Here is a 21,159-nt window from a genome sequence, read left to right on the forward strand (position 1 = left end):
ATGAATCTTCATGTTGATTCAGATTATTGGCGTAGGCAAACTGAAGGAAAAATATTTGACGCTGGGCATTCAGGAATATGCCAAGCGGCTCGCCCCGTACATCAAGTTTCAGATGATCGAGGTCGCAGACGAAAAAGCGCCCGACACCCTGAGCGAAGCTGAGGTGCGGGCGGTGAAGGAGCGCGAGGGTGAACGCATCCTCGCGCATGTGAAGAGCGAGGCGCATGTGGTTGCGCTCGCATTGGATGGCCAGCTCTGGAGTTCCGAGGAGCTGGCAACAGAGATCGACAAGCTCGGCACGTATGGGACGAGCCACGTCGTGTTTGTCATCGGAGGGAGCCATGGGCTCTCCGATGAGGTGCTGCGCCGCGCGAAGCAGCGTTTGAGCTTCGGGCGCATGACTCTGCCGCACCAGTTGATGCGGCTGGTGCTGGTGGAGCAGATTTATCGCGCAGTGAAGATTAATCGAGGTGAACCATATCACAAATAGAACGAATGCAAACGAAAGAGTAAACTTGAATAATTGTATGGTGCTATCTCAAATGCATATCAGTAAACGTAAATGATAGCTCATTTTAACAAAAAATCATGTTAATACTGAAGAAAATAGCGGTCTAGGAGCTTATTCCTTAAACGCCATTTTTGATTTTGGTCAATTACTACTTTCTCAAGCAAGTTATGGTGGGTAAGTGAAATCGCCCTACCTCCACCATGCTTACTGATTTAGTAACGTCATGGAATTTGCAGGATAGCGGTCACTAACAGCCGTGCCTACTGGAATCGTTTTATCTATAAAATCCTTAACATCTTTAGGTAGCTCAATGTCTAGCTCCTATATTTTCTGCCACGTAAGAACTCTTTTTTGTCCCAGGTATAGGAACCAAGTCTTCGCCGTTAGACAGTAACCATGCTAAAGCAAGCTGAGGAGGATTAATATGCAGCTCATTAGCTAATTCTTCTAAACGTTGAACCAATGCAAGATTGTAAGTGAAATTGTCTCCCTGGAATCGTGGTGTATTCCCTCTGTAATCATCTTCTACGAGTGTATCAACAGATTTGATCTTTCCAGTTAAGAACCCACGCCCTAAGGGGCTATAGTGTACAACTGCAATATTAAGTTCACGGCAGAGGGGGAGTATTTCTTCTTCTATATGCAGCAACGAGCAGGACAGCTCCCCAGATGAACTACTTTCGGCCTCGAGCATTAGACCATATTGCAAAAAAACACCCGGATGAAGATGTGACTGAATTGGTCGCAGCTAATTTGGTATTTGAACAGCTCCGTTCATTTCATGTCACATGACATTATGACACTGGCGGATATGACATCAAGATCCATAGAATACATCTACTACTTGGAAAGGATGTGGACTATTTGATGGCCAGAACCGTCGTCAGCTTTGTTCAAAATGGCTATTTCCTGCTGCTTACTTTTGTCACAGGATTGTTTTACTTCAGTTTTTATCTGGTCGCTCTTACATTGGGCGTGAGCCTTTCGTTTACCGTCGCGGGCGTTCCTCTCCTGACTCACGTTATGCGGACGACAACCGCCTTCCTGCAATTTGAACGAGTACAGACCAAAATTTATACGGACATTACCACCGAGCCTTGCGTTAAAACCGTGAATGTCGATGTGTCCAACTGGCTCCAAGTGAAAAAGGAGCTGCTGAATCTACGCAACTGGATCGCAATTTGCTGGCTGCTGCTGAAATTTCCGATAGGGATATTTAGTCTGATCAGTGCGATCTTGCTCTACGCGGCGCCGCTTATATTGATTGCGGTTCCGTTCCTCTATCGGTTCATCGACCTTTCCTTTATGGGTATGCCGGCAGTAGATACGGTTGCCAAAGCCATGATGGTGTCGGCTACAGGGGTCGTATTGATGATGGTGAGCTACAGGCTTACGGACCGCTTGACGCGCCTGATAGGCGGCTACACGGTCCTGATGATCAAGCATGTGAACCGGTAGACGTATGCCGGGCTTCGCTGCATAGGTCGTCGGATGGTAGTTTAGGCTATAGCAGTTTACTCAATACTAGTTACGTAATGTCATACTGAGAGTCTTTAGGGGTTGATGATTTTGTTTGATATGGTCAAGCAATGGTACTGGTACGACTGGCTCATGTTCATAATTCGTCTGATATGCAGCATTTCTCTCATGTTTACGACCATAGGGCTAGAGCAATATTTCACGCTGCCGATTGTGGTTCTTGTGCTGTGGCAGTTGATTGCTTTTTCTGTTCCATGGCTTTGCTTGCAGCTCGATTTTAAATACTACCTGTTTACTGAAATCGTGATCTCGGGCGGGTTGTGCTTATATCTGGCTTCATTTTTTCCACAAGCCTACTTCTCATTCCTGCTGTATGCCTTTTTAATTGCTGCCCACAGTTCGCAAAGGAGTTATCTCTGGTCAGGGCCTATATCCATATTGCTTCTGCCTGCCATAATCAAGTTGCTTGCAGAGCAGAGTGAATACTGGGTCATGGCCGTTCACATTGGGCTGGCGTATATTTTTGGATTTTCCTTCCATTTACTTGCGCTCAATTCTCGCCAAGGCGAAATTATCCGCGACCAAAATGGAGTGCTGGAGCAGTATCTGTCCCAAATTGAGCGCATTACGCTTGCCGAAGAGCGGAACCGGCTGTCCAAAGAGCTTCACGATACCGTCGGCCATGCCTACACTTCGCTGATTATGGGATTGGAAACGTTGCGTCCTGAGCTGACAACGGATACAGGAACAGAAAGGCTTAACTCCCTATTGAACCTGGGCCGCAAAAATATGGAGGAGGTCAGAAGCTACGTGCATCAAATCGAATCGCCGCATGAGGCGCTCCCGCTGCTTCAGTCTTTGAGGAAGCTGGCGGAGGAGTTTCAGGAGCATGCCAACGTGACGGTTCGTTTCCATGCCTACGGGGAGGAATACCCTGTAACGAAGCAAGCGAAGACAGCACTCTATCGCTGCCTGCAAGAGTCGTTGACGAATGCTGTACGTCATGGGAACTCGACAGAGATTAAGGTGTCCGTGCAATTCGAGCCCCAGCAGACGAGACTGGAAATCCAAGATAACGGCCGCGGGATAGAGCATGTGAGAGAGGGCTTCGGCCTCAGTGCCATGAAGGAGCGGGCGATGAACTTGCAAGGCCATGTGGCCGTCTATACGGAGCCGGGAGAAGGCACTCTGGTAACCTGTACGCTGCCTAGACAAACGGAGCCTAAGGATGAAGTCATCCGTCTGTTGGTTGTCGATGATCAGCCCTTTATTCGTGAAAGCCTGCGAACTCTGCTGGAGGAGCAGCAGGATTTGCAGGTTGTTGGGACGGCAGAGGATGGCGAGCAAGCGATCGAGCTGTGCAGGCAGGTTCAGCCGCAGCTGGTGCTTATGGATCTGGAAATGCCGAATATGGATGGAATCTCCGCATCCCGTAAGATAAAAGAATTGTGGCCCGACATCCGCATTCTGATTCTCACCACGTTCGAGGATACCCAACAGGCTCTAGAGGCGATGCGAAGCGGGGTGGACGGGTACTTGTTGAAGTCCATGCAGCCGTTAGATCTGGCTGAAACGATACGCACGGTCTACCGCAGGGGCACGCTGATCGATCAGGGGATGTCGCACAAATTGTTTGCCCAACTGGAAGCGGACAATAACGGGGATGATCCTTCGTTAGTCAAAGAAGCGTCATCGGCCTATGAGTTAACGCCGCGGGAGCTTGAAATTTTACAGTTCGTGTCCAAAGGGCTGCGATATAAAAGCATTGCTTCCAAATTATATTTATCCGATGGTACGGTTCGAAACTATGCATCATCAGCTTATATGAAGCTGGGGGTCCGCAACCGGGAGGAAGCGGTGGAAAAAGCCAGGGAGGCCGGGCTTCTGGAATAACCCCCGAGTTATGTATTATGGTGGCGGATGCCGGCATACGGAGTGATTGTGCTTCGTATGTCGGCATCCGCCATTTAGCTTTTTAAAGGCCGTTTTTTACTTATTCAGAATTAGGGTTTACGTTCATTACCGTTTGGCAATTGGCAATGTGTAGTAATCAAATGCCAGATCCAATAAGGCACTCGCTTCCTGCCGCTTCAGTAGTTGCTTGGAACGGAAGTTGATCGAGCCGTCCGGATTGATCTTAGTATCCGGGTCCATGATGCCTTGGGATACAAGGGTTGTGATGGCTTTAACTGCCCAGGCATCACTTTCGCCACGCAATGTAACCTTCTTGGATCCAGGCTCAGCTTGCCTCAGGTTTTGGATCATCACTGCCGCCATCTCTCTGGTGATAGGAGAATTAGAATTATAATTAGGCACTCCGGACAACATCTGCTTCTTGTTGGGTTCAATCGTATCAGGCATGCTTTCCCAGCCATGGGCGTGTATCAGCAATGCCGAGAACTCACCCTGAGTTAACGTTCCATTCGGATTGAAGCGGGTAGCTGTTTTTCCGTCCATGATCTTTAAAGCATGGAGATTTTGAATATAAGACGCATACTTGCTGCCGGCCGGTACATCAGTGAATTTCGCATTCATATTTAATTTTTGTGCATAACCCACGTAGTGAGGAAGTGCCATGTAATAGAAATAGGTGATTTTGCCTGCCCCATTTTTTTGAAAGGCTACTTTATTGCCTGATTCATCCTCAAAGAGTAAAGGATGGATCATTTTCAGCGTACTCTTGCCCAGATCTCCTGTCTCCGTAACCAATTTTCCGTTTGAATAGGAAACGAGGGTCCGCATGGATCCAAGACGCGTGTTTTGGTACAATCCCACGTAGTCCTTGGCCTGCTGCTCACTGATTGCCGAATAGGATGGCTTTGGAGCCGCTTCTTTTCTCGGATAGTAATGATTCATAAATTCCTCATACACGTCGAGACTCATCATGGAGTCGTTATTGTAGGACATGTAGAACGCTGTATTTTTCTCTGGAAGAAGAACAATTAAGGACGAATGACCGGTCACATTTCCCCCTTTGATAACCACATGTTGACCATTCATCTTCTCTTTGAAGTAGCCTTCAAATCCGATGGTTGTGACAGGGTAGTCTTTGTCAGGGAACACCTGATAGGTGTGCATTTGGTCAATGCTCTTGGCACTTAAGATTTGTTTGCCTTTATACGTTCCTTTGTTCAGATGCATCATAAGGTACTTCACCATGTCATCTGCGTTTGATACCATGCCGCCGCTAGGCCGATCGGTTGGTATGAATCCCTCCAAGGGGATTAGCTTGCCTTTAGGATCATAATGGGCAGCCATTTTGCTGAGCAGTTCGGGTTTAAACCGCACATTCGTCGAGTTCATGCCCAGCGGCTTGAAAATATTGTCCTCCATATACTGGGCGTATGACGTGCCGGCTACTTGCCCTACCGCATACCCCGCCAGTGTGAACCCAAAATTATCGTAGGTATACGCTTCCCCCGGAGGTCTGACAATCGTCGGCATATTCGCTTCAAGAGCCTCCTTCATCGGGTAGAATTGCTTCACATATTCCGGCTTCGATCCCGAGAGAATATCCGGTTTGTCAAAGCCGCTGGTATACGTAAGCAGATCGTACATCGTTAGTTTTTTGCCTGTCTTATTCGGTACCTTCATCCCTCCCAGGTATTCCTGGATATCGTGATGCAAATCAATTTTTCCCTTATCGACCAGCTGCATCGCTGCCAATGCCGTGAACTGCTTCGTTACAGAACCAATTTGGAAAACGGTGCTGCTGTCTACCGGAATTTTATTTTCCCTGTCGGCATAACCGTACCCCTTGCTTAATAGCACTTTACCATTCGAAACGACCGCGAAATTAGAACCAACCGTATTATACTTTTTCATCGCATCCGCAAAAATGCCATCTGCAAAGGTCTCCAGTTCCTTGGTATCCCGCGGTCCCTCTAGTTGTTTGGCATCCTGCGGCGCCTTCAGGCTGGTAACCTCAGATGTAACTGGCGGGTGAGTCTGCGGGGCATTGGATGCGTTCCCTACTTGCGTACAAGCGTTAATGACTGTACCCGTTAACACCAGAACAGTTAATAGTAGAACTGCGCGATTCTTGCGAATCCATTTCTTCGTGTTCCTCATATTCTTCGTATTCTTCATAAATGATATCTCCTTAACCATTGGATTTGCCTTTTAACCATCGGCTGAGCCCAGTATCGCAAAGGAGTTGTCACACCAACAAGTTGCATTTCGTCATCTATGACATTCCAGCTATTTAGAAAGCGTCATGTGACAATTCGGCACTAGGTTTATTTACAAGGGAGGCAGTAGGATACCAGGAAGGGCGATGAAACATTCAGGAGACGAAGACAGTCTTCCTTGCCCAAAGCCATTAGAACTGGAGTGTGAACATCATGGCTTTCTTACAAGATATTGTTATCCAGTACGGTTATATTGGCATCTTCTTATGCCTTGCGCTTGGCATTATTGGTTTGCCTGTGCCTGATGAGGTTCTCATGACAATTGTTGGCTATCTTTCTTCAATTGGGCTGCTTTATTTTCCGATATCCCTTGTGATCAGCGTAATCGGGGCTATGACTGGTATGCTGTGCAGTTACTCCCTTGGGCGGAAGTTCGGCAAGCCGTTGCTGTGGAAGTATGGAAAATGGGTCAGGCTCACGACCAAAAGGTTAGAGAAAACAGAGAATTGGTTTCAGCGTTACGGCCCCTGGGCGATATGCATTGGTTACTATATACCAGGGTTCCGTCATCTGACTTGTTATCTTGCAGGGATGAGTGCTATGAGCCCACGGAAATATATACTCTACTCGGGCCTCGGAGCCTTGTGCTGGTGTTCGATTTTTATTACAATTGGTTATTTTCTAGGGAGATATATTGATTTTTCGGATTATTATGCTTCTATTTTTGGATTGTTTTCCTCTTGAGAATAGAGGGCGAAAGGAAGTACAGCGCTATATTGAGTGATGTATGTGAGTATTTTCCAGAAAGATGAACAATAAAAGTGTAGCCTCCCGCAATAGGGAGGCTACACTTTTATTTGCGTTAATATGTTATCCTTTGTTTTTATCCTTCAACATTTTTTCCATGGCTTCTATGACTGTAGTATTGGGTTCTGTATACTGATACGCGTACACGTCAGGATAGTTAGTCTTGTACTCTATGCGGTTTAACATACGAGGTACCATATCTTGATAGTATGACGTTGAATGACAATGGCTCAATATATCCGCCGCTTCATCTCCAGGGATAATTCGAGCAGTATGACCTAACACGGCTTTAATCTGTTCATCTGTAAATTGTTCTTTAATCAAATTTAAGAGGGTAGAGTATGTTGATTTAAAAGCAGAGGCGAAATGACGCGTTCCATTCGCTTCAGTCGATTTCATCAAAGCAATATTCATTGCCGCGGCATCGCGCACATCAACCCCATACAATTGCGAATCTGCCATAGCTCTATCGCCGCGAAGCATGGCATAGATCATATCATTGTGCCAAGGCGCAAAGCTTGGTCCCATGACATGCGTAGGATGGATCGTTGTCATGATTATATTTGTTGTATTTTCATCGGAGCGGATAAATGACCAGGCTGCTCTTTCTTCCATCGTCTTCGATACCATATTGTGGTCGAATAAGCCTTCCCTGTCTTCATTGGTCCAGTCATCCTCTGTAAACGTCGTTTTTGACGGATCATCGTTGCCATAAGCAATAGTTGACTCTGCAGTGGTGTGCACGATCTTTTTAACAGTGCCTGATTGGGCAGCCATTTGCAAGAGCATGCGGATTCCTTTTTCTTTCGTGCGGCCCCTATCTTTAAATGTTTTGTCGTCGGGACTGGAGGCACTCCCCTGATTAAAAATCCACTTTGCTTCACTTAATACTTCATGCCAATTTTCTGTTTCACCTAGGTTTGCTTTGTAAAATTTTACGTTTGGTAGCATCGTTTGAAGCTGCCCCGCTTTTGCTTCATTTCGGTACGTTCCGACAATCTGCGTATAACCTATATCTGTTAACTTTTTGGCAACCCATGCGCCAATATAACCTGTTACCCCAATAATAACAATCTTATCGTTTAGCTCCATTTTTACGTATCCCCTCTCAACAACATTGAATGATAATAATATCTCCTGAGCATTGAGGCTGTATTTCTTCAATATAATGATAAGTGTTAAAGTGGACTTTAAGTCAAATTGTATTTTTTATATAAAGTGAGCTTAGGATATAAGCAATAGAATTAAAGGAAATATTAATATTTCCAAGTGAGGGTAAGGGATACACATCGATTGAAGTTGTTTGTAAACAATGTTACTCTAACAACGGTAAACTCAAAACCTATGTTCATCAATACATCTAATAATAAGCTATATAAAAACATTTCATTCACGTTTGAAGAGGCACAACATTGCGCTTTTATAGGAACAAGTGGCAGTGGTAAAAGTACACTGATTGATATACTGATGGAAAACCATGCTTCAAGATGATTACAGTTATCCTTTTGGTTTTGGGTCTCTCTATATTTTCGCCAAATTAGGGACTGATGAGATACAAGATCTAGTAGCAGGTTTTTGGCAATTCTCATGATTTAGCGCAGGTGTGATAGTCGCCGACTTTCAATATCGTCGATGGTTGTTTTTCTAGCCCTTTTCGCCGATAGGCCCGTTAAACTGAACCGTACCATAAGTGACGGCGAAAAATAGCCTTGATGGGATCCTATGAGACCTTTAGTTTCAGATTTATGTTACGGATGATCCTCCAAGGCCTCTCTTGCTAGGCACATTCATCATCTACGAGCGCTGGGAAAACCGGGATGCCCTCGATCGGAACCTGAGCGCCCCCCGGATGCAGGAACTGGTGCCCCAGTTCTTAGAACTGATGGAGGGATCCATTGAGGAAGGGATTCGACTCCTGCAGCCGTTCCGCCTAGAGCAGTAAAACGCAATGGAGGAGGAAAAACGTTGGCAACGATCGATGATTTTGCAGTACAAGATATTCGTGTCGGAACGATTAAATGCATTCATACTTCAAAGTGCTAAAGAGTGAGATAAAATCTGGTGACAATCTAATTAATAAAAAATAAAGAAGCCACTCCATTTTTCTGGAGTGGCTTTGTACTCAGCTATTATACGGTAAACGGTATAATAGCGATCGTGATAAAGCAAAGGGTCGAGTGTTAAATCAGCCGTATGGAGACTGTGCAAAGACTACATTGTAGCTTGAACGGCGGCTATTTTCTACCTAGTGTCTCCCATATTCCATGGAGCCAGGAATCGAACTCAGTATCTTTGTCGCCCTCGTAAGTATCATAAATATCCAGGCGTGTCTTTTGCAGTTTTTCCTTAAATTGCTCAAATGTGTGACCTTCAGGAAGGCTTTTTTTAATCCGTAGCAAAATTTTGTTAAGACCTTTAAACAGCTCACCTTTGTTTTTGGCAGGCATTTGAACATCTTCATCCAACTGCTTCAGCTTGAAATATGCAGCTTCACGCACCTGGAACACCTGATCATTTGTCAAAACATGCTGCAGTAACTTAATGGTAGGGGCTGTATCCCAGTTCCCCAATTCGTTCACCGCATTTAGTCTGTCTCTCCAGCTCGTCCGATTAGCCGCTCGTTTGAGCTCTTCAAAGTTTTCCGGTAGTTCGTTAACTGCTCCAATATCATGGTTGTTCGTCAAAATTCAATCTCCTTAATCATCGCCATCTCGGCAGAATGATGAATGTTATTTATGTGAACACTATTATAGCACGAACCTGACTAAACTACTCCTATGAAGCCGATTGACAGCCTATACATCACATTCACCAATTCATGTTTTTGTATGTAATCACTCATATATATGTATCAACCGATCTATTCTCCTTGACCATCTTTTTTCTCTTAATGAAGTCTACCGTGTACACCCAACCAATCAGTCCACATAAAACAAAACCAAATGCATGCAGAGATCCGTAAACGGGAATGAAATCAAGTATGGTTAAGAAAAATATCTTTTTTAGTAGCGGATATAAAATGGAAAGCACAACAACCGTGTAAAAGGCTAGACAAGATAGGCCTAAAAAGAAGGTCGCCTTATTATCCAAAGCGTTTTTCCTCAAGTAAGCAAGGAGATAAGCGGTGTAAATCACAATATTACAGGCGAACAAAGTGACACCAATGTATTCAATTGGCTTGGAGAAAATCATACCAATAGCAATCAAGATGGGTCCGATGATATCGATGGCAACGACCCAGGGATACCAGCTTTTCTTCGTCATGATGCGTCCAAGTTCACCAATAAAAATTGGAACGATAGCAGATGAGAAATGAAAGTGAACTGAGCTTAATGCGTGCGTTGCAGGATTAGCTTGGAAGAGGTTCAAATGATATTGATATAAGGTAAACCAAATGCCTCCGATAAAAAAATAAACGAGCCCCGCTCCAATCGCTATTTCCGCTGCTTTTCCTTTAGCGATCACAATAGTGGTCAAGCCATAGATGCCAAGCAGCAGTGTGAACAGTAGCCACCCAAGGGACAGAATCCCTGGGATTGTCGTACTTTCTAACCCCCACATCTTACTACTCATTACCGAGGCTAGGGTAAGAAGCGCAGCGGGAAACTGGAGCCATTTCATAGCAGCATAAACCATTCGTTGATGTTTATTCTTTTCGTCATGGTTCAAAAGTAAAATCACAAGAGGTACAATGACGAATGCCGCAAAAAGTAGAAACTTTTCAACAAGTTCGAATTGAAAGTAATCAAGATAAAATATCAGAATGGTTATGATTCCACCGGGGAACGCTGGTGCTAATAATGATTTTATTAGTTGCTTCAGGGAACGATTCATGGGGTTTCCTTTCTAACTACGTTTATCGTAATAACTGCCTGCATCCAGTTGTGCAGCGTTCTTTAGTATAGATGGGCAATTCTTCTTTTAGTAGTCTAACACATTAATTTGTCAATATATAAAAATAAGCTTATCTTACTGCGGTTGATGGAGTCATGAAAAATAGCCCTAAGAGACGCTGGAGTGATGTCCGCGTCTCTTTTTTCTGCGTTCTGATGTTTATTTATCGAATATATTAAAAAATAAAGGTAAATTTCCGATAATAAATATGCGGTTATATGCCATAAATCGACATTTATCAACATTATCCTAGAAAAGGTGATTTAATATATGTTTTCACCATTCCAAAAGAAGAAGAGTAGACTTGAGCAGCAGCAATCGAGAGAGGACCTTGACATGAGGAGGGACTTGGACGAGCCACAAGAGGAAGTGTCGCTAAATTTGACTCCTTCCGAGGTGAAGGAAGAGCCCTCAAGTTCTGTTTTAATCAATAAGGGTCTTATGGATAAGAGCTCGCTTGATCTGGTATTCGCCGTAGAGCAGATGATTAAGGACAAGCAGCATGTCGAAATGAGTCATAATGATTTGCAGGATCGATTAAACCATTCGAACGGACAAAACGATCGTTTGAACAGAGACCTAAAGAACTTGGGCAAGGTCATTGAGGAACGCGAGAAGAGCATTTTGGAGCTGGAGCGAAAGCTGGCCGATAAGAATCTGAAGGTCGATCAAATAATGGAAGACTTTCGGGAGCTTCAATCCACTATGTCTGGTCAAAATGAGGAGCTTAAAGGTGTAATTGAGCTTGAACGCCAGAATTATGCCGGCCTGCTTCAGAAGCACAATGAGATGATTACCGATAAGAATAAGAGAATCAGCGAGCTTGAGGAGAAGAATGTAAGATATGAATCCGAGCTCACTCAAATGAAACAGAAATTCGATGCTCTTCGCCAGGAGAAAACGCATTTGCTTAATGTTGTAAATGACTTTACTAACAGATTGACATCTCCGTTTGCATCGAACGCAGGAACAACCGAGGAATCTCCAATCGATTAAAGTCATTGCTGATCGGAAGAGAGGACGAATGGTATGGAGACATACATTACGCAGGTAATGGAGCTGTTATCGCTTGGGAAGACCTCGGATGGTGTAAATCAAATCACGGTCGCAGTGTCCCAAGAGGATAGGCAAGCTATATACGAAATTAATATTGACGAGTTTACATATATTGGGCTTGAAATGTTGAAGCCACTAAATGGAGACAGGATCAGACTCTCTCCCTATTCCAAGTGGGATCCATACCGAAATACCTTTTATAGTTCCATAATTAGAACTACAGAAGTTTCCCGGGATGTGCAGTATTTTGCATGCAGCGAAGCATACATAAATGAAATTAAGCGGATCAGGAACCTTCCGCCCGTTCCAGTGGAAGACAGAGTAGCGGAACCCGCTCAGCAACGGACACAACTCCTGCGGCAATTGTCTGCACACATGCCCAAAATTTTGATTCTGTCCCTGGTAACTATCGGCTTTCTGATTGTTCTATCTATCACTTCGAAGGGGAATGACGATTCTGCAAATACGTTTAGCGGATCAGTCGGGGTGGCGATGGCTGGGGAAAAAGACGATGATTTTGAAGCGCCGATGGTGCTTACAGCTATAAGTGAACCATACAAAACGGAAACTTCAGTTACGGCTGCCAGAACAAATCCTATCGTCCTATCATACGTATCCGATCAGCCTGACAGTAATCACGAATCCTTTGAAGTCATCGACATTGATAAAGAGGAGTCTTTCTTTGGTTTACCGAAGGAATATGTGGCTTTAACCTTTGATGATGGACCTTCCACACTCACGAAGCAGTTTGTGGACATTCTGACAGAACAGAAGGTAGCGGCAACATTCCTGTTTGTAGGGCAGAAGGTGGAACGCAATCAAGATGCTGTTATCTATGCGAGTGAACATGGAATGGCGATTGGGAATCATTCCTGGGATCACAGTTTTCTTCCGAAGGACACCCCACAGGATCAGAGCGAGAGCTTGTCGAAGACAAACAGCGTTCTGGAATCATTGACGCATAAAAAGGTTACTTTGTTCCGTCCACCATACGGTGCGGTTAACAACAAACTTGTCTCCGAGGTTAAGAAGTTGAATATGAAGACCCTTCTGTGGAATCGAGATCCAGAGGACTGGAATGCGAAGAAGCCAGAGGATATTATTCGATACTTTCATCAGGTCGAAGCTGCTGGCGGAGTATATGTGCTGCATGAGAACAAAAACACATTAGAAGCACTTCCGGCTATTCTTAAACACTTAAAAGAAAAAAATTTAAAATTCGTCATCTTCAAATAAAATAGACCTCAGAGCAGATTGAAACCCCAAGAACTAACTTTGGTTAAAATCCAGATACAGGTATGTCCTTTCTCTATCAATCTTTAAATTTTTTACATCCATTTAATATATTCTACGACTTTTATGAATTGAACTATGGTAAAATATTTCAGGATCTATAATTGGAGAGGGGTTTTGTTAATTCATGTATTGGAAAAAAGTTCTGGGCCAAAGCACAATTCGTGTGGCAACTGCTGCACTACTACTCACCCAACTATTGGGCGCAGCGGGTTCTGTCTCTGCCGCAGGCAAAGATGTAGAAGTACACTTGATTGGTATCAATGACTTCCATGGTCAGTTAGATACCACATCGATCGTTAGTGATAAAAAGGCAGGAACGGCTCCAATTCTAGCAACCTACTTAAAAGAAGCTCAAGCAAAATATGAACATTCCCTACTCTTCCATAATGGAGACTCTGTCGGTGCATCTGCTCCAGTCTCATCTCTCGATCGTGACGAGCCTACCATGGAATGGATGAATATGATGGGCTTTGATGTAGGTTCTCTAGGCAATCATGAATTCGACCAAGGTATCGCTGCCTTGAAGGCACAAATCTTTGGTGGCCTTGATCCAAAAGAAGGCAAAGTAACTCATGCTGGTGCAAAATTTGATTACGTCAATGCAAACGTCATTGAAACTGCCACTGGCAAAACATTGATTAAGCCGTATGTTATTAAAGAAGTAGGCGGAGTCAAAATCGGATTCATCGGATTAGTGACGAAATCCACACCTGCCAAAGTATCCCCATCTGGGACAGCTGGTGTGCGTTTCTTAAGCGCAGAAGAAGAAGTTGAAGCCGTTAATAAATATGCAAAAGAATTGCAAGATCAAGGTGTAGAAACGATCATCGTTTTGGCACATGATCCAGCAACAACCAAAGAAGGCGTAACCACTGGAGAAGCGGCTGATTTAGCAAAAGCTTTGCCAGCAGATTCCCCTGTTGACGTTATCGTCGCAGGTGACAATCATGCCTTGGCTAACGGTGAAGTGAATGGAAAATTGATCGTTCAAGCGTTCTCTTATGGTACGGCATTTGAAGATATTAAATTGATGATTGACCCTGCTACTGGGGATGTAACGGAGAAATCAGCTACCGTTACAACGACTTTCCAAGAGGGTGTAAAAGAAGACCCTGAAACGTTGGCTATTATTAAAAAATCATTAGACAAGCATCCTGAGTTGACTAAGCCAGTTGGTACAACGGATGGTTCTGTTACCCGCACAGATGCTTATAATAATGAAGCCGCTCTGGGCAACCTCATTGCAGATTCAATGCGTGAAGCAGACTTTGGGGATAAGGCAAGTGCTGCTGACTTTGCATTTATGAATCCAGGTGGTATTCGTGCGGATTTGCCAAAAGGCGATGTGACCTTTGCTGATCTTGCTAAAATCCAACCTTTTGGCAATACTCTAGTGAAACTGGAGTTGACTGGAGAACAAATTAAAACGTTGTTGCAGCAACAATGGGGTACCAACGCTGACGGTACACCAAACACAAAAACTCTACAAATCTCTGGTTTGAAATATACTGCAGACTTCAACAAGCCAGTTGCAGAACGTGTTACTAGCCTTAGTCTGGAAGATGGCACACCTATTGATCCTGCAAAAACATATACAGCTGTAGTTAACAACTTTATGGCTGCAGGTGGAGATAACTATAAAGTGTTAGTAGATGCTAAATCATCCTTGGCTGGTCCTATCGATCTGGATGTATTCTACCAGTACATTGTAGATACGTATAAAGGCGCTGACATTGTGGCTAAAACGGAAGGACGTATCACGAATCTAGCTGCATCTAAAGAAGAAACAGAAACACCTGCAACAACAGAATTTATTTCCCGTGCTGAATTTGTTAGTGCTCTAGTAGACCTGTTGAAACTGAACGAAGTAGCTGCAGCACCTGCATTCAAGGATGTTGCTGCTAACGCTTCATATGCAGATGCAATCGCTGAAGCGACTCACGCTGGATTCATTCAAGGCTACGGTGGTAACTTCAATCCTGATCGTGATATCACTCGTGAAGAAGCAGCTACCATTCTTGCTAAATTGGTGAAAGATCAAGCTTCTGACAAAAATGCGGCTACGATCATTGCAGGTTTTGAAGATGGCAAAACCGTTTCTACCTATGCGGTGAAATCTATGGCAAAACTGATTGACAAAGGTATTCTTAGTGCAGCAGAGAAAAATCTGCTTCAACCTAAACAAGGTCTTTCTACTAACGATGCAAAAGCTTTAATTCAAAAAGCTGTTGCAGCAAAAGCTTCATAATTTAAAAAGAATCTATCATTCTTGAACCACCTGTGTAACAACACAGGTGGTTCTTTTTGTTTTGAGATACATCACGATGAGATGCCCTGTCCTTGCAACCACCGGACAAACGCACTTTTTGTTCCTTGTCCACATTTATACCTTACCAAAACATTTGAAGTGCATTTAATAAAACTATCAATAATAAGGAGGTTTTGATAATGGGAAATAGAAGACCTGGAGGACCAAGAGGTGGTTATGACCCTGTTCAGATCTATAACTCTACTTCGTTTAATGCGTCTGGAAAAGTTGAATATGCATCCATCTTTTGTAGTGACGACAACTATAGTGTTCTGCGTGACGAGACTTGGAGAGCTTCCAGTCGTGGGGCTTGTTTGTTGACTAGAATCACCGCAACGGTTAGAACGCCAAGTGGGAATATTGAAGCCGAGCCGTATACTTCTTCCGGTACTTCTTACAGCCAGTTTGCCATTATACAGGTAGGGGTTAATAAGTTCCAAGTGACACGTGTTACTAGTGCCACGAGACGCCGCAAGTAATAACTGAAGCGATCATCATAAGCATCAAACTTAGCCTAAAAAGACGACTGGCCGTAGAAAAAGGCCGGTCGTCTCTTTTTTTTGCTTTAATGTTTCTTGTACCATAATATTTTGCGATGCATTGAGGAATCTTTCAAAAGCTGGAAAGGCCGTAGGTCCGGTTTATAATTACCTTCAATAATCCAAATTCGACGTTTCCTGTCGATACCTATATCGAACCCGACTTGTCTAAGCTTAGGGTAACGCTCTCCCAGTCGTTTGGCAGCTGATAGTGCAATGTGTTCCGCTTTGACAAGCAAGCTCGGATCTTCGATTCGAGCTAATTTGAGAGCCTCCAGCACTGGAATGGTGCGGCTAGTCACATTCGTGACCAGATACCCCTGCGCCGCAACTTTAGCGTAGGAGCCGGTAACGTTCCAAGTGGCTGAAGAGCCTTTTTTGCGCTGAACAATGATTCGAATGTCGAACGGTTTGTGCCCAATTTGGGCAAGATACAGACGTTTTTGGGCAATGTATCCATGACTTTTGTTTCTTTTGTGGAGCCATTGAAGTACCTTGTTGGTGTCTCTCATGATGACCACATTATTTTCATTTTGAATATGATAGGTTCTTACACTGTTCCGTTTGATAAAAATAATATCTCTTCCATAACTTCCGTTACGAGGTTTCAGTACGACGCTTTGATATTGAAGCAGCATTTTCGTTAAAGTGTCCTTTTTAAGTAACTGTGTTTCAGGTAACCGTCCGGCGAGAGAGGACGCATTGCGGAGGATGCGATACTGCAGCCATTTATCTCTTTTGATTAACATTGGAATCACAGCCTTTTTCCAGACTTCTACGGTAATTCTAATTCAAATCAGTGACCAGCATAAGCGGACATTCGTCTATATTTATAAGAAAAGCTAGAACGCGAAAAAGCTACTGACATTACGTTGTCAGTAGCCCTTTTGTATATTAAGAACATGCGAATAGCGCAGTGCTTTGGAGAAGGGGCGACCTTTCTCATCATATGATTATAGAGGTGGAATTTATTTATGAGCAATGTCAAATGGGAATTGGATCCGGACCACAGCTCTGTTGAGTTTTCGGTGACGCATTTAATGATTAATAAAATCAAAGGTGTATTCGAGCAGTTCGAAGCGGTTTTAAGTTTTGACCCCAATGATGTAGCAACTATGGGGATTCAGGCTTCCATCGACACAAATAGTATCACAACTCGCCAGCGGCAACGCGATGAACATCTTAAGAGCGAAGAATTCTTTCATACTGCCAAGTATCCAGCGATTACGTTTCAAAGCACCAACTGCGTTCTTGCTGGCGAGCGGCAATATGAACTTGCAGGCAATCTAACGCTGCATGGAGTATCAAAACCTATCACTTTTCATACCGTTTTTGAAGGGTTTAATAAAGACCCTCGAGGCAGGGAACGTGTGGGGTTTCATTCGACTGCCAGTATCGATCGTAATGAATTTGGTTTGAGCTTTAACTCGCCTCTAGAAACGGGTGGAATTGTCGTCGGAAATGAAGTAAACATCGAGCTTTATATCGAAGCAATACGAATAGAATAGCATTGTTACATGATATCTGAACATGCACTCGCCATAATTATGGCGAGTTTTTCGTTGTGTATACCACAGTCCTATTTCTAGTATTTTTTGCCTATACATTAATGCGAATGTGTATACAGCTTTTTTACCAAAATATATACAAGTTGTTCGTTTACTGTATACTCTTTCGATGTTATACTCACAGTATTCAAAAAGAATTTGTGAAAATATGTCGAATTGAGGCTTAACTAGGATGATTATAGATAAAAGTGAAGACGGCAAAACGATCATCCTTATTCCATCGCTTGAGCCAGATGAGAGACTTCTAGCCTATGTACGGCAATTGCGAGAATATGGCTTGACCCATATTGTCATTGTGGACGACGGATCTGGTGAGGCGTATCAATCGATTTTCGAAGAGCTGAGTGAGAACGGGTGTGTCTTGCTTCGGCATGCGGAAAATCTGGGAAAGGGTGCTGCACTTAAGACCGGATTTAAGTATATCGGACAGCAGTTCGGTGCGTCTTCATTCGTCGTCACTGCGGACTCAGATGGGCAGCACGCAGCAGAGGATGTATACAGACTTGCCAAAGAAGCCAGACAGCACCCTGATGCATTGGTTCTCGGGGTAAGGAACTTCAGCGAGGGAGGCATACCGCCGAAATCTTTGCTGGGTAACCGGATGACGTCCTTTATTTTTGCTATGCTTTACGGCAAGAAACTGTCAGATACCCAAACCGGACTTCGAGCCTTTGGGCCCGGACTACTTGCTTTCATGCAAGATGTTCGCGGCACTCGTTTCGAATATGAGCTGCAGATGCTCATCTCGTGCATTCAGTCCGGTATACCGATTCATACCATGCCGATTCAAGTCATCTATGAGAATGGAAATGCAGGGACACATTTTAAAGCGATTCAGGACAGCGCTCGGGTAATGAGTGTGCTGTTCTCCAACTTCCTGCGGTTTATTTCCTCTTCCGTTGCGAGTTCTGTCGTCGATTTGGGAATTGCATGGTTTTTGATCGACTTTTTGCGGCCTATATTGGGTCACCAGGATTATCTAAGAATTCTGCTCGCAACCGTGATTGCGAGAATTATCTCTATTGTCGTCAATTATGTACTAAATAGGCACTTTGTATTCCGTAAAGAAGATAGCCAGGGCAGTCTATGGCGCTATTTGACGTTGTGCGGTTTCGTGATTGTGCTTTCCAGTACGGGGGTATATTTGTTCCATACGATTTTCTTCGTGGATGAGAAAATCGCGAAATTTGTCTGTGATGCCTTGCTGTTCCTGCTCAGTTTTCAATTGCAGCGAAGATGGGTATTTGCAGCAAGGAGGAAGCAGCTGTAGTGCAAAACGAAAAAAGACAACATATTTTCTTTGTCATCACCATGATCCTGATGTCGATTTATTTGCTATGGCGGATGTTCTTTACACTGCCATGGGGAGAAGGCGTTCTGAACGTCATCTTCGGCATGCTCTTAATTGTGGCTGAAACGGTAACCGTACTGACCACCTTTGAATTGTTTTTTCAAAAGATGCAAAAGGAACGTACCCAGCTCGACTTTCCCATCGTCCCTCCCGATTTTTATCCTCATGTGGATGTGTTCATTGCCACCCATAACGAGCCGGTTGATCTTTTGTATAAAACCGTCAATGCTTGTACGTTCATGGATTATCCTGACAAGCAGAAGGTTCACATCTATCTGTGTGATGATGGAGCACGACCTGAGGTGGAGGAGCTTGCGAAGCAGTTTGGCGTAGGATATCTGGGTTTTCCCGGCAACAAACATGCCAAATCAGGTAACCTGAATAATGCCCTGAGCAAAACCTCTTCTCCACTCATTGCAACCTTTGATGCAGATATGATCCCGCAACACACCTTTTTGATGAAAACCGTCCCGTATTTCCTGCTCTCCACGTTTATAGAAGAGAACGGGAGATGGCGGCTTCGCCGTGAGAATGAAATAGATAAAAAGTTCAAGCTGGGGCTGGTACAGACCCCTCAAAGCTTCTATAATCCGGATCTGTTCCAGTTTAACTTGTATGCAGAGCAAGGAATTCCGAATGAACAGGATTTCTTCTCCAGAGAAGTGAACATCCTGCGTAATGCCTCCAATGCGGTAGCCTATACCGGAAGTAATACGATCATTTCCCGGCAAGGCATGGAAGACATCGGCGGTTTTCCGCTGAACACAATCACCGAGGACTTTGAGACAAGCATCCGCCTACAGCAGGAAGGCTATATTACCTATGCGACTCAAGAGGTTCAAGCTGCCGGGCAGACGACAACAACAGTCCCGAGCATGATTAAGCAGCGAATCCGCTGGGCAAGGGGGATTATTCAGAGCCTGCAGAATACACGTGCTCCTATATCCGAGAAGCTTCCTTTCTGGACGAGGGTAACCTATTTAAGCAGTTTCTTATACTGGTGGTCCTTCTTTAACCGTTTGATTTTCATTCTGGCTCCTATTTTATTTGCATTGTTTGATTTCAAGATTGTAAACACAACCTTCTGGCAAATCTTAATATTCTGGCTTCCGTCCTATTTCTTCTACAGTGTATCGATGCGTTATCTGTCGAGCAATATTCGGAATCAGCGCTGGAGTCAGGTTATTGATACAATATTTATGCCTTATCTGATATGGCCGGTTCTACTTGAAACGCTGGGCATCCGCGAGAAAAAATTCAAGGTTACGAATAAAAGCAGAGCGAATGGCCGGAAATGGATGTCTGCTCTGTTATATGCACTTCCGCATATCTTTCTGCTTTTGCTTTCGATTGCGGCTGTGATTCGATATGTTAACGGCAAGTATGGCATCGCGCTGTTCTTCAGCAGTATCATTATTTTCTGGCTCATTCATAATATGATTGCGCTGTGTTATGCCCTGTTCTTCATGATCGGGCGTCGTGCGTATCGGGAGACAGAGCGGATTCGGGCGCAGGAGGATGTCATGATCCACGACCAGGACACGAATCTGCGCTATCAGGCCAAGACTGTAGATGTATCTGAACAAGGTATTGCCTTTTATGTCCCCTATCCCATTTATCTACCTGAACAGAAGACGATCTCTCTGGTCGTAAAATCCGAGCGGTATGAGGCCAATCTTCAAGCGGTCATTGTTTATGTGAAACAGGATGGAGAAGGCTGGCGTTATTCCGCTACGGTTCAGCCGATTGATGAGACGGATAACCGTCAATACATGCAAATCATCTACGATCGTAAACACTCATTGCCAGAGCAGATGAACCTTTGGGATACGGCTTACGACGATATGCTTCGCAATGTAAAAAAACGTATTGTTCAACCTAGATCGGATCAACGAAAAATGCCGAGGCTTTCCCTTCAGCTTCCAGTTCATTTCACCAATCATGCTGGATGTACGCTGCGCAGCTTCAATTATCGTTTCTTTTCCGCCACGGGTCTTCATGGTGATATTACGGCAGGAGAGGTCGTTACTTTTTATACGAAGAGTAATATTGAAGTCATCTTGCAGCATACAGGGAAAACAACAGCCAATCGTCGCGAAGTGCTTCTCTCGGTGGAGAATATTGATGATATCGTGGAGCGCGGTTTGATTGATCAATTGCTGAGTGATTTGACCCATCCACATGCCGAGCGTTTCACCAGAGAGGGTTAGGAGAGATAGA

17 protein-coding genes and 1 pseudogene are annotated in these 21,159 nt (G+C 44.2%); 12 read left to right on the forward strand and 6 right to left on the reverse strand.

The window, feature by feature from the left end; genetic code table 11:
- The first annotated feature begins 10 nt into the window (after nucleotides 1-10).
- A complete protein-coding gene (gene rlmH / locus MHB84_RS13315; protein WP_076287200.1) occupies nucleotides 11-490 on the forward strand; it encodes a 23S rRNA (pseudouridine(1915)-N(3))-methyltransferase RlmH in 480 nt (159 codons plus the stop codon).
- A 328-nt stretch (nucleotides 491-818) separates the two neighbouring features.
- Here the strand turns inward: rlmH and MHB84_RS13320 are convergent, their stop codons facing one another.
- Nucleotides 819-1,205 carry an aldo/keto reductase gene (locus tag MHB84_RS13320; RefSeq protein WP_083678755.1) on the reverse strand — a complete coding sequence of 129 codons (387 nt, stop codon included), beginning with the start codon at nucleotides 1,203-1,205 and terminating at the stop codon, nucleotides 819-821.
- A gap of 173 nt (nucleotides 1,206-1,378) precedes the next feature.
- Here MHB84_RS13320 and MHB84_RS13325 point away from each other — a divergent pair, with 173 nt between their 5' ends.
- Entirely contained in the window at nucleotides 1,379-1,969 is a 591-nt protein-coding gene (locus tag MHB84_RS13325) for a sensor domain-containing protein (protein WP_076287202.1), read from the forward strand.
- Between the two features lie 111 nt (nucleotides 1,970-2,080).
- Nucleotides 2,081-3,883, forward strand: a complete 1,803-nt coding sequence (locus MHB84_RS13330) for a helix-turn-helix transcriptional regulator (RefSeq protein WP_175380704.1) — start codon at nucleotides 2,081-2,083, stop codon at nucleotides 3,881-3,883.
- 126 nt (nucleotides 3,884-4,009) lie between these two features.
- On the opposite strand, the gene MHB84_RS13335 is transcribed toward MHB84_RS13330, so the two are convergent.
- Nucleotides 4,010-6,061 carry a serine hydrolase gene (locus MHB84_RS13335; RefSeq protein ID WP_076287683.1) on the reverse strand — a complete coding sequence of 684 codons (2,052 nt, stop codon included), beginning with the start codon at nucleotides 6,059-6,061 and terminating at the stop codon, nucleotides 4,010-4,012.
- Nucleotides 6,062-6,333: 272 nt separating this feature from the next.
- On the opposite strand from MHB84_RS13335, the gene MHB84_RS13340 reads away from it, so the two are divergent.
- On the forward strand, nucleotides 6,334-6,864 hold the full coding sequence (locus tag MHB84_RS13340; RefSeq protein ID WP_076287203.1) for a DedA family protein: 531 nt from the start codon (nucleotides 6,334-6,336) through the stop codon (nucleotides 6,862-6,864).
- A 126-nt stretch (nucleotides 6,865-6,990) separates the two neighbouring features.
- Here MHB84_RS13340 and MHB84_RS13345 read toward each other — a convergent pair whose 3' ends face one another.
- On the reverse strand, nucleotides 6,991-8,091 hold the full coding sequence (locus MHB84_RS13345) for an NAD-dependent epimerase/dehydratase family protein (RefSeq protein WP_341143043.1): 1,101 nt from the start codon (nucleotides 8,089-8,091) through the stop codon (nucleotides 6,991-6,993).
- 180 nt (nucleotides 8,092-8,271) lie between these two features.
- On the opposite strand from MHB84_RS13345, the pseudogene MHB84_RS31390 reads away from it, so the two are divergent.
- A pseudogene (locus MHB84_RS31390) lies at nucleotides 8,272-8,400 on the forward strand (ATP-binding cassette domain-containing protein); the annotation flags it as partial.
- Between the two features lie 761 nt (nucleotides 8,401-9,161).
- Here the strand turns inward: MHB84_RS31390 and MHB84_RS13350 are convergent.
- Nucleotides 9,162-9,611, reverse strand: coding sequence for a HEAT repeat domain-containing protein (locus MHB84_RS13350; RefSeq protein ID WP_076287205.1), 450 nt, complete (start codon nucleotides 9,609-9,611; stop codon nucleotides 9,162-9,164).
- Between the two features lie 154 nt (nucleotides 9,612-9,765).
- Nucleotides 9,766-10,761 carry a YndJ family transporter gene (locus MHB84_RS13355; protein ID WP_076287206.1) on the reverse strand — a complete coding sequence of 332 codons (996 nt, stop codon included), beginning with the start codon at nucleotides 10,759-10,761 and terminating at the stop codon, nucleotides 9,766-9,768.
- A 396-nt stretch (nucleotides 10,762-11,157) separates the two neighbouring features.
- Between MHB84_RS13355 and MHB84_RS13360 the strand changes: the two genes are divergently transcribed.
- The 4 genes from MHB84_RS13360 to MHB84_RS13375 all read left to right on the forward strand — a co-directional run bounded on the left by MHB84_RS13360 (nucleotide 11,158) and on the right by MHB84_RS13375 (nucleotide 15,960).
- Nucleotides 11,158-11,817, forward strand: a complete 660-nt coding sequence (locus tag MHB84_RS13360) for a hypothetical protein (RefSeq protein WP_246317866.1) — start codon at nucleotides 11,158-11,160, stop codon at nucleotides 11,815-11,817.
- Nucleotides 11,818-11,850: 33 nt separating this feature from the next.
- Nucleotides 11,851-13,113, forward strand: a complete 1,263-nt coding sequence (locus MHB84_RS13365; protein WP_076287208.1) for a polysaccharide deacetylase family protein — start codon at nucleotides 11,851-11,853, stop codon at nucleotides 13,111-13,113.
- Between the two features lie 184 nt (nucleotides 13,114-13,297).
- Complete coding sequence (locus MHB84_RS13370; RefSeq protein ID WP_076287209.1) at nucleotides 13,298-15,421, forward strand: 5'-nucleotidase C-terminal domain-containing protein; 2,124 nt, start codon at nucleotides 13,298-13,300, stop codon at nucleotides 15,419-15,421.
- Between the two features lie 200 nt (nucleotides 15,422-15,621).
- Nucleotides 15,622-15,960 (forward strand): hypothetical protein, encoded by a 339-nt coding sequence (locus tag MHB84_RS13375; RefSeq protein WP_076287210.1) that lies wholly within the window; start codon nucleotides 15,622-15,624, stop codon nucleotides 15,958-15,960.
- 86 nt (nucleotides 15,961-16,046) lie between these two features.
- On the opposite strand, the gene MHB84_RS13380 is transcribed toward MHB84_RS13375, so the two are convergent.
- Nucleotides 16,047-16,769 carry a YheC/YheD family protein gene (locus MHB84_RS13380; protein ID WP_076287211.1) on the reverse strand — a complete coding sequence of 241 codons (723 nt, stop codon included), beginning with the start codon at nucleotides 16,767-16,769 and terminating at the stop codon, nucleotides 16,047-16,049.
- Between the two features lie 225 nt (nucleotides 16,770-16,994).
- Between MHB84_RS13380 and MHB84_RS13385 the strand changes: the two genes are divergently transcribed.
- The 3 genes from MHB84_RS13385 (at nucleotide 16,995) to MHB84_RS13395 (ending at nucleotide 21,149) form a co-directional block, all read left to right on the forward strand.
- The gene (locus tag MHB84_RS13385) at nucleotides 16,995-17,528 is read left to right on the forward strand and encodes a YceI family protein (RefSeq protein ID WP_076287212.1); all 534 of its coding nucleotides are present in this window, start codon (nucleotides 16,995-16,997) and stop codon (nucleotides 17,526-17,528) included.
- Nucleotides 17,529-17,760: 232 nt separating this feature from the next.
- On the forward strand, nucleotides 17,761-18,858 hold the full coding sequence (locus MHB84_RS13390; RefSeq protein WP_076287213.1) for a bifunctional glycosyltransferase family 2/GtrA family protein: 1,098 nt from the start codon (nucleotides 17,761-17,763) through the stop codon (nucleotides 18,856-18,858).
- Nucleotides 18,858-21,149, forward strand: a complete 2,292-nt coding sequence (locus MHB84_RS13395) for a glycosyltransferase family 2 protein (RefSeq protein WP_076287214.1) — start codon at nucleotides 18,858-18,860, stop codon at nucleotides 21,147-21,149. Before MHB84_RS13390 ends, MHB84_RS13395 begins: the two co-directional genes overlap by 1 nt.
- The last annotated feature ends 10 nt before the right edge of the window (nucleotides 21,150-21,159 follow it).

Source organism: Paenibacillus sp. FSL F4-0087 (genome assembly GCF_038020215.1).
Lineage (GTDB): Bacteria > Bacillota > Bacilli > Paenibacillales > Paenibacillaceae > Paenibacillus > Paenibacillus taichungensis.